Raw genomic sequence first — 13,676 nt, forward strand, 5'->3', positions numbered from 1 at the left:
GTGGCAGCAACCACCGAATCAGATTCTTGGATGCTTGGCATGCCGGATCAAGTGCATACCGACATTAATCCACAGCTTTGTGTAAAATCAGGCCGACCGTTGCCTTGTCTTTGCCCGCAAACACCCGCAAGCCTTAGCCCATGAACCTGCTCAAATCCTTCGCCACGGTGGGTGGCATGACCATGATGAGCCGGGTGCTTGGCTTTGTGCGCGATATATTGATCGCAGCCGTGCTGGGGACCGGGCCGGTGGCGGACGCGTTTTTTGTGGCGTTCAAGTTTCCCAATCTGTTTCGCAGGCTGTTTGCGGAAGGCGCGTTCAACTCGGCCTTTGTGCCGCTGTTTGCCAAACGGCTGGAAGGCGAGGGGGAAAAGTCGGCGCGGCAGTTTGCCGAAGAAGCCTTTGCGGTCCTGCTGACGGTGCTGATTGTCTTTACCGCCATCGCCCAGCTCGCCATGCCGTGGCTGATGTATGGCATCGCCCCGGGCTTTTCTGATACGCCTGACAAGTTCGACATGGCGGTGGTGTTCACCCAGATCGCCTTTCCCTATCTGCTGTTCATGTCGCTGGTGGCGCTCCTCTCCGGCGTGCTGAACTCCCTTGGCAAGTTCGCCGCCGCCGCCTTTGCGCCGGTGCTGCTCAACATCATTCTTATTTCAACGCTGCTGTTTGCGGCGCCCTACTTTGAGAACGCAGGTCTGGCGCTGGTATGGGGCGTGTCGGCGGCAGGCGTCGCGCAGCTGGCCATGCTGGTGTGGGCCGCCCACCGGGCGGGCTTCATGCCGCGACTGCGGATGCCGAAAATGACACCGGGCGTCAAACGTCTGGTGGTGCTGGGTATTCCCGGGGTCATCGCCGGAGGTATCGCTCAAATCAATCTGCTGATCGGGACAATCATCGCCTCGCTGCAGGACGGGGCCGTCTCGTGGCTCTATTACGCAGACCGGGTCTATCAGCTGCCGCTGGGCGTCATCGGCATCGCCATTGGCATCGTGCTGCTGCCGGATCTGGCGCGCCGCCTGCGCGCGGATGACGGTGACGGTGCCATGTGGTCCCAGAACCGGGCCATGGAATTTTCCATGCTGCTGACGCTTCCTGCCGCAGCCGCGCTGATCGCCATTCCCGGCCCGATCATCGAGACATTGTTTGAGCGCGGCGCGTTTGACGCAGCCGACACCTTGAAGACGCAGATGGCGCTCGCTGCCTTTGCGGTCGGTCTGCCGGCCTTCGTATTGATAAAAGTGTTTTCGCCTGGCTTCTTTGCGCGCGAAAACACCGTGACGCCCATGCGCTTTGCCGCGGCGGGCATCGCCGTCAATATCGCGGGCTCGCTGATCCTGTTCTATCAGATCGGCTTTGTCGGCATCGCCATCGCCACCTCCATGGCGGCGTGGGTCAATGCCGGGCTGTTGTGGTTCCGACTTGCCGCCAATGGTCACTACCAGGCCGATGCGCGCCTGAAAAAGCGCCTGCCAATGATCCTGATTGCCAGCGCCGCCATGGGCGGATTGCTCTGGGCCACGGCCACCTATGCGGGGCCAACGGCTGCCGACATGATGCCCGGCGGCTGGACGGCGGACGCGCTGGGCATTCTGGCGCTGGGTGGCCTCGTGGCAGGCGGCGGGCTCGTTTATGCGCTGCTGTGTCAGATCACCGGGGCGGCGCGCCTCTCCGACCTGAAGCAGGCCTTGCGGCGCTAGGCTGCGCGCGCCATAAGACGCGCCTCCCCTGCAAAATGGGGCCCGGTGTCCACATCCGGGGTTGAAGCAGCAAGGTCAAAAAATGTCTTTCCCAGAACGCGTGTTTTCCGGTGTGCAGCCCACAGGCACACTCACCCTTGGCAACTATCTCGGCGCGCTCAGCCGCTTTTCTGATTATCAGGACAAGTATGAGTGCCTGTATTGCGTGGTGGACATGCACGCGATCACCATGTGGCAGGACCCCAAGGAGCTGCACGCCAACACCCTGGGCGTGACGGCGGCCTATCTCGCCTCCGGCCTCGACCCGGCCAAGAACATCATCTTCAACCAGAGCCAGGTGGCAGCTCACGCTGAAATGGCATGGGTGTTCAACTGCGTGACCCGCATCGGCTGGCTGAACCGCATGACCCAGTTCAAGGAGAAGGCCGGCAAGCATCGCGAAAACGCGTCTGCGGGCCTGTATGTCTATCCAAGCCTCATGGCGGCGGACATTCTCGTCTACAGGGCCACCCACGTGCCCGTGGGCGATGATCAGAAGCAGCACCTTGAGCTGGCCCGCGACATCGCACAGAAGTTCAATCACGACTACGCGGATACCATCCGTACACAGACGAATGGCGAAGAATTCTTTCCGCAGCCCGAGCCATTGATTGAAGGCCCGGCCATGCGCGTCATGAGCCTGCGCGACGGCACCAAGAAGATGTCCAAGTCGGACCCGTCCGACAACAGCCGCATCAACATGGATGATGACGCGGATACGATTGCGCAGAAGATCCGCAAGGCGAAGACGGACCCGGATGCCCTGCCGTCTCTGGAGGATGGTTTTGAAGGCCGGGCGGAAGCAGAAAACCTGCTGGGCATCTATGCGGCGCTTGCCAAGGAACCCAAGAACGACGTCGTGACCCGGTTTGCCGGTCAGCAGTTCTCTGAGTTTAAAAAGGAGCTGACCGAGCTGGCAGTGGAAACACTGGCCCCGGTGTCAAATGAGCTGGTGCGTCTCAAGGGTGACCCGGGTCATCTTGAGAGTGTGCTCAAGGCGGGCTCCGAGCGCGCCGCGGCCATTGCAGAGCCGATCATGAAGCAAACCAAGGCAATTGTGGGCTTTGTAGGGGCGTAGCAAGCGCGCCTCAATCCGCTTACTTGATCCAAATACCGGCGTTCTTATGTAAAAGGAACCCTGATACGGGTTCCTGACACCAATCAAAAAGGCCTAGCCACCTATATGGGCATGCTCGACAAGGCGCGCGACAGCGCACAATCCCTGCGCAACAAATGGGCCTATCGCGATACCGGCAGCACGGTGGGGACACCGGCGGGCAAATCAGGCCGGTCCTGGGTGCCCAACATTGAAGGCGTGTGGCTGCGCCGCTCCGCTATCATCCTGGCGATCCTGCTCATCGTCTATTACCCGCTGGGTGCCTGGTGGACCCACAAGGTTGACGACAACCTCAATTTTGAAATCCAGACCGAAGTATTGCCCGGTCAAAGCCGCGCGGTGGCCATCACCGCTGACCTGATCGACCGCGAGGTCAATCAGAACAACTGGGTCGCCAACAACCCGTTCTTCCTGCCCGCTTCCATCCTCGACAACATGCCCAACTTCCAAAAGGGTGTGATTGCGGCCCTGGCCCGCTTTTCCTTTGAACTGACGGACCAGCTGGGCCGCACCCGTGGCTCCAGCGAGGCGGATTCAGACCTGCAATCAGCCGCGGGCCTGCTGCAATATCCCGGTGACGTATGGGTGTGGGACCCGACCGTCTCCCTCGCCCCGACGGCCACGTCCGAGGCGCAATACCGCCAGGCCATGCGCAAACTGCGCACCTACAATTCCCGTCTGGCCGCAGGCGATGCCACTTTCCAGAAGCGCGCTGACAATCTGCTCGCCACCCTCGACCGCATTGCGCTCGATATCGGGTCCACATCCGCCGTGCTCGACCGTCACGTGCTGGAGCGCTCCGGCTTTGCTCTGGATTCGCAGGCGGATGATGTCTTCTATTTCACCAAGGGCCAGGTCTATGGCTACGCCCTGATCCTGCGCGAACTGCGCCGGGATTTTGACGCCCTCATCGTGGAGCGCGAGCTAGGCGATGCGTGGGACGAACTGACCCTGTCCATGGAGCAGACGGTCGATCTCAACCCCTGGGTCATCATCGACGGGGCGCCGGATTCGCAGTTCGTGCCCAGTCACCTGTCGGCCCAGGGCTTTTACCTGCTGCGGGCCCGCACCCAGCTGCGTGAAATCACCAATATTCTCTTGAAATAGTCATTAATCTTGCCGCTTGCGGTGGACCGCCATCCTCGGGCAGCCTTGGGGCATGAACGCAAAGTCAAAAACCGAGTGGTCCGAGCCCATGCCGGATAACCCGGCGCCCAAGGCGCCGCCTGCCCGTAAACGCAAGTTTCTGGTCATTGCCGACGGCTCTGAGGAAGCAACCAAGGCGTTGCACTTTGCCGCCCTGCGTGCGGCCCACACCGGCGGTGCCGTCACCCTTCTGGCGGTGCTGAGCCCGGCTGATTTCCAGCACTGGCTGGGCGTTGAAAACATCATGCGCGAAGAGGCCCGCGCGGAAGCCGAGCATGTGCTGCACAAGCTGGCCGCCCAGGCCTACGACCATTGCGGCGTGCAGGCGGAGTTGATCGTCCGCGAGGGCAAGCTGCGGGAGCAGATGGCCCAGCTGATATCCGAAGACCCCGATATTGCGGTCATGGTGCTGGGCGCCGGCACCAGCAAGGAAGGCCCCGGCCCGCTGGTCTCCTCCATCGCAAGCGATGCAGCAGGCGGATTTGGCATCCCGGTGACCATTGTGCCCGGCGATTTGTCGGATGAGCAGATCGACCTGCTGGCTTAGCAGCGATGCTGCTTGGATCCCCTGATAGTCTCGGGATTACGTACTTTAATGAGTAGAAAAATCCGTATCCCCGGACTTGATCCGGGGTCCACTCTCAATCGCTGTGCAGTTGATCGCTAGCGAGTAGGCTCCGGATCAAGCCCGGAGCTGCGGGTCTTGGGAAACCAGACACGACCATTCAACGCCATTGTCCGGTTTAACCGGACAATCCATGCTGGGCGCACCTAAATCCATGTTTTGCTCATGGTTGAAGATGTGCCCCTTTTGGGCCATCTAAGTGATAACCAACGCCATTAGTCAGGTATTTGCCGCCGTTTCCTGAAGTTTTCCGGGGATCAGGCGGCCAAGTGGAGTGTCCGCGTATGTTTATCCAGACCGAGTCGACCCCCAATCCCGCCACCATGAAATTCCTGCCCGGGCAGGACGTCATGCCGTCCGGCACGGCGGATTTCACCGATGCCGAGGGCGCCAAAGCGTCTCCGCTCGCGGACCGGCTGTTTGCACTGGGTGACATTGAAGGCGTCTTCTTCGGCAGTGACTTTGTGACCGTCACCAAGGCGGACGCTGTGGAGTGGAACCACATTCGCCCGTCCGTTCTGGGCGCCATCATGGATCACTTCACCTCCGGCGCACCGCTGATGGCAGAGGGCGCTGAAAACGCGACCGGTCATGCAGCTCCGGCCGACGACGATGATCCGCTGGTTGTCCAGATCAAGGACATCCTCGACACCCGCGTCCGCCCGGCTGTGGCCCAGGACGGGGGCGACATCGTCTTCCACGGCTTTGAAGAAGGCGTTGTCTATCTCAACATGATCGGTGCCTGTGCCGGGTGCCCGGCGTCAACGGCAACCCTCAAAAACGGTGTTGAAAACCTGCTCAAGCACTTCGTGCCGGAAGTCCAGGAAGTGCGCGCCGTCTAGGCCCACTGCGACAACAGACGTCTGGATTGGCCATCTTGAGTGACGTACCACTTCTGCCATGGCAAAGATCAGATATTACATTGCTGCGAGCGCTGACGGGTTTATCGCCAGCGACGGCGGTGGTGTGGAATGGCTGGATCCGTACACAGACCCGTCCGGATACGGGTACAACGACTTTTATGCCGACATCGAAACTCTGGTGATGGGCCGTGCGACCTATGATCAGGTGCAGGACTTCGGCACCTGGCCCTATGACGACAAGCCGACTTACGTGGTGACCCGTCGTCCGCTGGATAAGGCCGCACCTGCCTGTGTCCAGGCATTGCCGTTGGAGGATCTGGTCAGCACAGTCTCTGCATGGCGCGCCGATGCCGACAAGGGCGACGTCTGGATCGTCGGCGGCCCTGCCAGCACCGCGCCGCTCATCGCCGCAAATCTCATCGATACCTATGAGTTGTCCATCATGCCGGACCTGCTGGGCTCGGGCATCAGGCTGTTTGCCGACGGCACGCCGCCTGGTCATCTCAAACTTCTTTCCCACAAGGCCTATGCGGACGGCGTTTTATCGCTAGTTTACGCTCCAGACGCCTGAGCCGGAGGACACACCATGGCTGCCAAAATTACCAACGCTGCAATTGACCAGATTTTCATGGACGCCCGCACCCACAATTACTGGCTGGACAAGCCGGTGAGTGAAGAAACCATTGCCGAGCTCTATGCAATGATGCGCATGGGGCCAACGTCAGCCAATTGCTCACCGGCCCGCATCGTGTTCGTGCGGTCGGACGAAGCGAAAGCCAAGCTCAAGCCATTGCTGATGGAAGGCAATCAGGAAAAGACCATGGCCGCACCTGTCTGCGCCATCATCGGTCATGACCTTGAGTTCTACGAAAAAATTCCCGAACTGTTTCCCCACAACCCGGATGCCAAGAGCTGGTTTAACTGGTCCGAGGAATTTGCCGAGCAGACAGCGTTCCGCAATGGCTCGCTTCAGGGCGCCTACTTCATGATTGCCGCCCGTGCGCTTGGGCTGGATTGCGGCCCCATGTCGGGCTTCGATCAGGACGGCGTCAACGAAGCGTTCTTTGGCGGCACGACCATCAAATCCAATTTCCTGTGCAATATCGGCTATGGCAACGACGCCAAGCTTGACCCGCGCTCGCCACGTCTTGCCTTTGGCGACGCCTGCCAGATCGTCTGAATACGGAACACTTAGTGACCACACCTCCCAGCTCACCGCCGGACGATGTTTTCGTTCTTGGTTTTGATACCGCCATGGACGCCTGTCAGGTGGCCATTGTGTCGCGCACGGGCCATATCGTGGCCAAGGCCCATGAAGAAATGAAGCGCGGCCACGCCGAAGCACTGATTCCCATGATCGGCGCCGTGCTGGAAGCCGCCGAACTTGGCCTTGAAGACTTGACGCGTATTGGCGTCACCGTGGGGCCGGGCACATTTGCCGGGCTGCGCGTCGGGCTGTCTGCGGCCCGCAGCTTTGGTCTCTCCCATGACATTCCCATTGTCGGGGTGTCGACCCTTGAAGCTGTCGCAGTGACGCTGCCTGAGCCAGAGGCTGATCAGCCATTGCGCGCCGGTGTCATCGCTTTTGATGCGCGCAATGATGAAGTCTATCTGCAGATCGTGGACCCCCTGGGCACGCTCGTCGTCGCACCTTCGGTCATTGACCTGAAAACTGCCGCTGAAGCGGTGCCGGAAGGTCTGGTGAATTTGTCCGGGTCCGGCGCACCCAAGCTTGCAGACGCGCTGGCCGCTCTTGAGCGCAGCAGCGATGTTGCCGTGGTGGACGAGAGCCTGTGGGCTCCCCAGGCGGAATGGATTGCGCGGCTGGCATTGGTTGCGCCTGATGACCGCGTGGGTCCCCCATCGCCGCTCTATCTCAGGCCCCCGGACGCCAAAGAACCGGAAAACGGCGGAGCGCTTCCCCATGCCTGATGGCGCGAACTGGTCACCGCAGGTGCGCCCGGGTGACGCGCAGGATGTCGCTGCCATGGCGCATATCCACGCGTCGGCCTTTGACGAAAAGTCCGCCTGGAGCGCGCCGTCGCTGCTGCATCTGGTTGAAACACCCAATGTGTTTGCGCTGATGGTCGAGCGTGACGGCACCCCGGCTGGCTTCGTGCTGATGCGGGTGGCCGCCAGTGAAGCCGAAGTGTTGACCATTGCAGTGGATCCCGCGTTCCACCGTCAGGGCATGGCCCGCGCGCTGGTCATGGCCGGTCTGACCGCGGCTCTAGCGGTTGAGTGCGATACGGTGTTTCTCGAAGTCGCGACCGACAATGAGCCCGCAAAAGCCCTTTATCAGAGCATGGGTTTTGACATAGCCGGTGAGCGCAAAGCCTATTATGCGCGCCCGGCGGGCCCTGCGGTGGATGCGCTGGTTCTGCGCTGGACCGCGCAGGAGAGCAATCCCGCCGCAAAAGGATGACGTGGCGCGCCCAAAAGACTAGATTGCTACCAATCACCGTACCCAGGCCGCTCAAGACCGGAAGACGAAAATGGACAGGCTAGAAACTCTCTGCATCGAAAAAGGCATGCGCATGACCGAGCAGCGCCGCGTGATCGCGCGTGTTCTGTCCGCCGCCGACGATCATCCCGATGTGGAGGAGCTGTATCGGCGCGCTTCTGAAGTGGATTCCAACATCTCGATCGCGACCGTGTACCGGACCGTTCGGCTGTTTGAGGAAGCCGGCATTCTTGAGCGCCATGACTTCCGCGACGGGCGGTCGCGCTACGAACCGGCGACGGACGATCACCACGACCATCTGATCAACGTGCAGACGGGCGATGTCATTGAATTCAACAATGACGAGATTGAGCGCCTGCAGGAAATTGTCGCCCGCGAGCTTGGCTTCAAGCTGGTGGATCATCGCCTGGAGCTGTATGGCGTTCCTCTGGAAGACAAGAACACCGCAACCGGCTGACGGTCGGCACAAAGGGCGGGAAAGGCGATACGAATGGGCACCTGGCGCGCCATCCTGCGGGTAGCAGGCTTTGTGGGAATGACCCTGGCAATGATGCCCGTGCAATGGTTGCTGGTCCGGCTGAACCTGCCTGGGTCCTATGCCCTGCCGCTCTATTATCACCGCCTGCTGTGCAAGATCATCGGTATCAAAGTGACCCTCAAAGGCACGCCGGTAACTGACAGGCCGGTGCTCATCTGCGCCAATCATACCTCCTATCTTGATATCCCGATCATGAGCACGGTCTTTCCCGTCTCGTTCATCGCCAAGAGCGAAGTGGCGACGTGGCCGTTCTTCGGCCAGATGGCCAAACTCCAGCGCACGGTATTTGTCGAGCGCGAGCGCCGCACAAAGACGCGCGAACATCGCAACCAGATCCACGGGCGCATCGTTGACGGCGACACGCTGATCCTGTTTCCCGAAGGCACCTCCAACAACGGCAACTGGGTCTTGCCCTTCAAGAGCGCCTTGATGTCTGTCGCCCAGATGAGCGTGGTAGGGGATGACGGCGCGCTGGACGACATGGTGATGGTGCAGCCGGTGTCCGTTGCCTATACGCGCCTGCACGGCCTGCCCATGGGACGGCATTTCCGGCCCTTCTTTGCCTGGTACGGCGACATGGAGCTGGTACCCCATCTCTGGGAAGTCTTCCAGCTTGGGCCGTTTGATGTGGTCATGGAGTTCCATGAGCCCGTTTCCATCACCCAGGCCGGCACCCGCAAGGCCCTGGCGGTTTATTGCGAAGACAAGGTGGCCAATGGCGTGGCCCGGGCCATTTCCGGCCGCGACGCGGCCTGATCCCCCCGCCGTCTGACTTTGGGTTTTGTCGAAAAGCTCCTGCCTGTCATCGCCCTGCCATGTCCCCGTGATCATGCTGAGCGCAGGATTCGGTCTGATGCTGCTGGAGCACGCATATCAGCCCATTAACGGTGTGAGTTGAGCCAGTGACCAAACCGGCGCATAAATGATGCAGGACCAACCGCTTACATGCCTTTCCAAGAGAGATAGACGCCCACTTTGCCGGACGACCGCACACCAGATTCAGCACCAGAAAACGACAAGCCCCAGCTTTTCATCAAGACCTATGGGTGCCAGATGAATGTCTATGACAGCGATCGCATGTCAGACGCGCTGGCCCCCAAGGGCTATGAAACCGCAAAGGCGCCGGACGCCGCCGACGTCGTGATCTTGAACACCTGTCACATCCGTGAAAATGCCGCCGCCAAGGTCTATTCAGAACTGGGCCGCCTGCGCATTCTCAAAGAAGCGCGCCTCAAGCAGGGCCGTCCGCTGACCATTGGTGTGGCCGGCTGCGTGGCGCAGGCGGAGGGACAGGAAATGCTCGACCGTGCGCCGGTGGTTGATTTCGTCGTTGGCTCGCAGGCCTATCACCGCCTGCCGCAGCTCGTTGAGCGCGCCAAGGATGGCGAGCGCCTGGTCGAAACGGAGTTTCCCACCGAAGACAAGTTTGAACATCTGCCGCAGCCATCGAAAAAAGTAACCCTGGGCCGTGGTCCGGCGGCCTTCCTCACGGTGCAGGAAGGCTGCGACAAGTTTTGCACGTTCTGCGTCGTGCCCTATACGCGCGGCTCTGAAGTCTCGCGCCCCATGCACCAGTTGCTCGATGAAGCGCGCGGCCTTGTGGATGCTGGCGTGCGTGAAATCACGCTGCTGGGCCAAAACGTCAATGCGTGGCACGGAGATGGGGTGGGGGACGCGCCTTCCAACCTTGGTCGCCTGCTGTTTGCCCTGGCCGAGATCGATGGACTGGAGCGCCTGCGCTACACGACCAGCCACCCCCGCGACATGCATGACCATCTGTTTGCCGCCCATCGCGATCTGGACAAGCTGATGCCCTATCTGCATCTGCCGGTGCAGGCGGGGTCAGACAAAATTCTCAAGGCAATGAATCGTCAGCATACGGCACAAGACTATTTGCAGCTGATCGACAAGCTGCGCGACGCGCGTCCCGACATCTCATTGTCTGGTGATTTCATCGTCGGGTTCCCCGGCGAAACAGACGAAGATTTTGAAGCGACCATGCAGCTTGTCCGCGATGTGGGATACGCGCAGGCCTACTCGTTCAAATATTCCCAGCGACCGGGAACACCCGCCGCCATTCAGGACACGCAGGTGCCCGAGGACGTGAAGGTTGAGCGTCTGGCGCGCCTGCAGGCCCTGCTGAACGAGCAGTCGCGCGACTTCAATGCGGCCTCCGTCGGCAAGACCATGTCGGTGCTGCTGGACCGCGTGGGCAAGCGAGACGGGCAACTGGCCGGGCGGTCGCCCTATCTTCAGGCCGTTCATCTTGATGCACCAATGCATCTACGCGGCGAAATCGTGCCGGTTGTCATTGAAGCCGCGCACGCGAACAGTCTTTCAGGTAAGCTTGCCGACATATCGGCGACGGACAGTCTTGTTAAAGGAGACGCTGCTTGAGCGTTGGAACCAGTGCTTCTGCTCCCGTTGGAGCCTCATCATCGGCGCAAAGCGCCGCAAACCAGGCCGCGCAGCCCGAGGCGCAAAAAGCCAAGGGGGCCCAGATTCGGGGTGCCGAGGCCCAAGGGGTGCGAGCTCAGGGCGGACCACGGCCTGACGTTGTGGTGCTCGACTTTGACGACAACCATTTGATGAGCGGACTGGCCGGCGTTGCCGACTGCAACCTTGCCCGCATAGAGCAATTGCTCGGGGTTGCCCTGACACCGCGCGGCAATCGCATTGCCATCCGCGGTGCCGATGACGCACGCGGGAATGCGGCGCAGGCCCTCGGCGACCTCTACGGCAAACTCAAGCGCGGTCAGGAAGTGGCCATGGCGGATGTGGATGGGGCGGTGCGCATGGCCACCAGCGCCCTGCCCGAAGGCCGGAAGGGCTCGTCCAGCGTCCAGATTGTGACCAAGCAACGGGTCATCGAGCCGCGCTCTGCCAACCAGGCCCACTACATGAAACAGCTCCAGACCAATGAGCTGGTCTTCGGCATGGGGCCTGCGGGCACCGGCAAGACCTATCTGGCGGTGGCAGCGGCAGTGTCCCTGTTCATCAAGGGTCAGGTGGATCGCATCATCCTGTCGCGCCCTGCTGTGGAAGCAGGTGAACGTTTGGGGTTCCTGCCCGGCGACCTGCGCGAGAAGATCGACCCCTATCTGCGTCCGCTCTATGACGCACTCTACGACACGCTGCCCGCCGAGCAGGTGGCCCGCAGTCTTGAGTCCGGCGAGATTGAAGTCGCACCGCTGGCGTTCATGCGTGGCCGCACCCTCTCCAATGCCTATGTCATTCTTGATGAAGCGCAGAACTGCTCATCCGTGCAGATGAAAATGTTCCTGACGCGGTTGGGCGAAAACTCGCGTATGGCCATCACCGGTGACCCGACACAGGTCGACCTGCCCATGGGCTCAAAGTCCGGCCTCAGGGAGGCGCGCGACGTGCTGCGCAACGTCAAGGGTGTCGCGGTCACGGAGTTTGCCAATGTGGATGTGGTGCGCCACCCGCTGGTGACCCGCATCGTGCATGCCTATTCCGAAGCGGAGGGCAAGTTGCTGCCGAACGAGGACAAGGGCGGCAATGCCTGACCCGGCATCAAAGCCTGACGCTGATCAATCCGGCCTGCTTCAGATCGACATCCTTCGCGAAAATGGCGACTGGGGCACTCTCGACGATGTTGAGGGGCTGATCCGTGCCGCGGTCGAGGCGGCTTTTCAGCCCGCACCGGACAGTGCAGCGGACCAGGTGATCGAGGTCAGCATCCTGCTGGAAAACGACGCCGCCCTGCAGGCCTTGAACAAGCAGTGGCGCAACAAGGACAAGCCAACCAATGTGCTGTCCTTTCCAGCGCCACCCCTTCCAGACGCCACGCTGGCCATGCAGGCGGCGCGCCATCTGGGCGACATCGCCCTCAGCTTCGACACGCTGGCAGCCGAAGCCCGCACGGAAAACAAGACAGTGTCCGACCACCTGCAGCACCTTGTCGTCCACGGCATGCTGCATCTGCAGGGGCATGACCACCAAACGCCTGGCGACGCAGACGAAATGGAAGATCTGGAGCGCAGGATTCTCGCAGACCTTGGCATTGGCGATCCTTACGCGTCCTGACAGCCATGGAGCCTGACACCCCGCGCATGTGGCGTCCGGGTTGAGGGTTCTGTAATGATGGCAATGCACTGTAGATTGCCCGAATGACAATGTGCCTCCCCGGCAGGCCGAACCGCCGGGAAACAGGAGCCCCAGACGATGGCCTTGGCCAACGACACGACAGACAAGACTTCCCCCGGCGACAGACCCGCATCAGCGGCGTTTGCACCCGGCCAACCGCTGACACAGCGCCTGGCGCGCGCCTGGCGCTACATACGCGGCGGTGCAGAAGCCAGTTCCCTGGGCGCGTCCCTTGATGCCGTGCTGGCAGAGGAACGAGACGGCGCCGCGGGCCTGTCCGCAGCGGAGCAGGACATGTTCGTCAATCTGCTGGGCTTCAATGAGCTGCGCACCGAAGACGTCATGGTGCCGCGTCCCGACATTGTCGCGGTCGAAGAAGGCACGTCACTTGATGAGCTCGTGAAAGCCTTTCGTGAAGCCAACCATTCCCGTCTGCCGGTTTTCAGCGAAACGCTGGATGATCCGCGCGGCATGGTGCACATCAAGGACCTGCTCGGCTGGATGGCTGACAACCGCACCGGCGGTGCGACCGATGACAAATTCGACCTGGCATCCATCCGCCGCGATCTCGTCTATGTGCCACCCTCCATGCCGGCCATTGACCTGCTTCTCAAGATGCAGGCAAGCCGCGTTCACATGGCGCTGGTGATTGACGAGTATGGCGGGACAGACGGCCTTGTCACCATTGAGGACCTGGTCGAGGAAATCGTCGGTGAAATTGAAGACGAGCACGACGAGGCTGAACGCTCCGACCTTGTGCGCCTTCCCGACGGATTGATCGATGCCACAGCGCGCGCTGAGATTGGGGACCTTGAAGAAATGCTCGGCGTCACATTGATGCCAGAAGAGCGCGAAGATGAACTGGACACCTTGGGTGGCCTCGTATTCGACATGCTGGGCCGCGTGCCACAACGCGGTGAAGTCGTGGTGCATGAAACCGGCATCGAGTTTGAAATTGCAGATGCCGATCCGCGCCGCATCAAGCGGCTGGTGGTGCATCCAGGGGCAGCGTCGGATAGTCCGGCTTCTGAAATGTCGGATAGTCCGACCACTGATTAACAACAGGCAGGGCGC

15 protein-coding genes are annotated in these 13,676 nt (G+C 61.0%); all 15 read left to right on the plus strand.

Going from position 1 to position 13,676, the window contains the following annotated elements:
* Positions 1-140 precede the first annotated feature (140 nt).
* The 15 genes from murJ (at position 141) to BN1012_RS16160 (ending at position 13,661) form a co-directional block, all read left to right on the plus strand.
* Positions 141-1,700 carry a murein biosynthesis integral membrane protein MurJ gene (gene murJ / locus BN1012_RS16090; RefSeq protein WP_043950368.1) on the plus strand — a complete coding sequence of 520 codons (1,560 nt, stop codon included), beginning with the start codon at positions 141-143 and terminating at the stop codon, positions 1,698-1,700.
* Between the two features lie 82 nt (positions 1,701-1,782).
* Positions 1,783-2,817, plus strand: a complete 1,035-nt coding sequence (gene trpS / locus BN1012_RS16095) for a tryptophan--tRNA ligase (RefSeq protein WP_043950369.1) — start codon at positions 1,783-1,785, stop codon at positions 2,815-2,817.
* A gap of 105 nt (positions 2,818-2,922) precedes the next feature.
* Positions 2,923-3,963: a DUF2333 family protein gene (locus BN1012_RS16100; protein ID WP_052535523.1), complete on the plus strand. Its 1,041-nt coding sequence runs from the start codon at positions 2,923-2,925 to the stop codon at positions 3,961-3,963.
* Positions 3,964-4,015: 52 nt separating this feature from the next.
* On the plus strand, positions 4,016-4,549 hold the full coding sequence (locus BN1012_RS16105) for a universal stress protein (protein ID WP_320408863.1): 534 nt from the start codon (positions 4,016-4,018) through the stop codon (positions 4,547-4,549).
* A gap of 362 nt (positions 4,550-4,911) precedes the next feature.
* On the plus strand, positions 4,912-5,469 hold the full coding sequence (locus tag BN1012_RS16110; RefSeq protein WP_043950370.1) for a NifU family protein: 558 nt from the start codon (positions 4,912-4,914) through the stop codon (positions 5,467-5,469).
* A gap of 58 nt (positions 5,470-5,527) precedes the next feature.
* Positions 5,528-6,061 carry a dihydrofolate reductase family protein gene (locus BN1012_RS16115; RefSeq protein WP_043950371.1) on the plus strand — a complete coding sequence of 178 codons (534 nt, stop codon included), beginning with the start codon at positions 5,528-5,530 and terminating at the stop codon, positions 6,059-6,061.
* Positions 6,062-6,076: 15 nt separating this feature from the next.
* Positions 6,077-6,670: a malonic semialdehyde reductase gene (locus tag BN1012_RS16120; RefSeq protein WP_043950372.1), complete on the plus strand. Its 594-nt coding sequence runs from the start codon at positions 6,077-6,079 to the stop codon at positions 6,668-6,670.
* Between the two features lie 14 nt (positions 6,671-6,684).
* Complete coding sequence (tsaB, locus tag BN1012_RS16125) at positions 6,685-7,422, plus strand: tRNA (adenosine(37)-N6)-threonylcarbamoyltransferase complex dimerization subunit type 1 TsaB (RefSeq protein ID WP_052535525.1); 738 nt, start codon at positions 6,685-6,687, stop codon at positions 7,420-7,422.
* Positions 7,415-7,915 (plus strand): ribosomal protein S18-alanine N-acetyltransferase, encoded by a 501-nt coding sequence (rimI, locus tag BN1012_RS16130; RefSeq protein WP_052535526.1) that lies wholly within the window; start codon positions 7,415-7,417, stop codon positions 7,913-7,915. The genes tsaB and rimI overlap by 8 nt, the downstream gene beginning before the upstream one ends.
* A gap of 70 nt (positions 7,916-7,985) precedes the next feature.
* Positions 7,986-8,411, plus strand: coding sequence for a Fur family transcriptional regulator (locus BN1012_RS16135; RefSeq protein ID WP_043950373.1), 426 nt, complete (start codon positions 7,986-7,988; stop codon positions 8,409-8,411).
* A gap of 33 nt (positions 8,412-8,444) precedes the next feature.
* Positions 8,445-9,248, plus strand: a complete 804-nt coding sequence (olsA, locus tag BN1012_RS16140) for a lyso-ornithine lipid O-acyltransferase (protein ID WP_043950374.1) — start codon at positions 8,445-8,447, stop codon at positions 9,246-9,248.
* Positions 9,249-9,467: 219 nt separating this feature from the next.
* Positions 9,468-10,889: a tRNA (N6-isopentenyl adenosine(37)-C2)-methylthiotransferase MiaB gene (gene miaB / locus BN1012_RS16145; RefSeq protein WP_043950375.1), complete on the plus strand. Its 1,422-nt coding sequence runs from the start codon at positions 9,468-9,470 to the stop codon at positions 10,887-10,889.
* Between the two features lie 191 nt (positions 10,890-11,080).
* On the plus strand, positions 11,081-12,022 hold the full coding sequence (locus BN1012_RS16150) for a PhoH family protein (protein WP_081826532.1): 942 nt from the start codon (positions 11,081-11,083) through the stop codon (positions 12,020-12,022).
* A complete protein-coding gene (ybeY, locus tag BN1012_RS16155) occupies positions 12,015-12,542 on the plus strand; it encodes an rRNA maturation RNase YbeY (RefSeq protein ID WP_043950376.1) in 528 nt (175 codons plus the stop codon). The genes BN1012_RS16150 and ybeY overlap by 8 nt, the downstream gene beginning before the upstream one ends.
* Positions 12,543-12,680: 138 nt before the next feature.
* The gene (locus BN1012_RS16160) at positions 12,681-13,661 is read left to right on the plus strand and encodes a hemolysin family protein (RefSeq protein ID WP_052535528.1); all 981 of its coding nucleotides are present in this window, start codon (positions 12,681-12,683) and stop codon (positions 13,659-13,661) included.
* The last annotated feature ends 15 nt before the right edge of the window (positions 13,662-13,676 follow it).

Source organism: Candidatus Phaeomarinobacter ectocarpi, assembly GCF_000689395.1.
Lineage (GTDB): Bacteria > Pseudomonadota > Alphaproteobacteria > CGMCC-115125 > CGMCC-115125 > Pyruvatibacter > Pyruvatibacter ectocarpi.

Bases quoted from the DNA above. Each gene is read 5' to 3' on its own strand.
- murJ (WP_043950368.1), top strand. From the start codon at position 141: ATGAACCTGCTCAAATCCTTCGCCACGGTGGGTGGCATGACCATGATG.
- trpS (WP_043950369.1), top strand. From the start codon at position 1,783: ATGTCTTTCCCAGAACGCGTGTTTTCCGGTGTGCAGCCCACAGGCACA.
- BN1012_RS16100 (WP_052535523.1), top strand. From the start codon at position 2,923: ATGGGCATGCTCGACAAGGCGCGCGACAGCGCACAATCCCTGCGCAAC.
- BN1012_RS16105 (WP_320408863.1), top strand. From the start codon at position 4,016: ATGAACGCAAAGTCAAAAACCGAGTGGTCCGAGCCCATGCCGGATAAC.
- BN1012_RS16110 (WP_043950370.1), top strand. From the start codon at position 4,912: ATGTTTATCCAGACCGAGTCGACCCCCAATCCCGCCACCATGAAATTC.
- BN1012_RS16115 (WP_043950371.1), top strand. From the start codon at position 5,528: ATGGCAAAGATCAGATATTACATTGCTGCGAGCGCTGACGGGTTTATC.
- BN1012_RS16120 (WP_043950372.1), top strand. From the start codon at position 6,077: ATGGCTGCCAAAATTACCAACGCTGCAATTGACCAGATTTTCATGGAC.
- rimI (WP_052535526.1), top strand. From the start codon at position 7,415: ATGCCTGATGGCGCGAACTGGTCACCGCAGGTGCGCCCGGGTGACGCG.
- BN1012_RS16135 (WP_043950373.1), top strand. From the start codon at position 7,986: ATGGACAGGCTAGAAACTCTCTGCATCGAAAAAGGCATGCGCATGACC.
- olsA (WP_043950374.1), top strand. From the start codon at position 8,445: ATGGGCACCTGGCGCGCCATCCTGCGGGTAGCAGGCTTTGTGGGAATG.
- BN1012_RS16150 (WP_081826532.1), top strand. From the start codon at position 11,081: ATGAGCGGACTGGCCGGCGTTGCCGACTGCAACCTTGCCCGCATAGAG.
- ybeY (WP_043950376.1), top strand. From the start codon at position 12,015: ATGCCTGACCCGGCATCAAAGCCTGACGCTGATCAATCCGGCCTGCTT.
- BN1012_RS16160 (WP_052535528.1), top strand. From the start codon at position 12,681: ATGGCCTTGGCCAACGACACGACAGACAAGACTTCCCCCGGCGACAGA.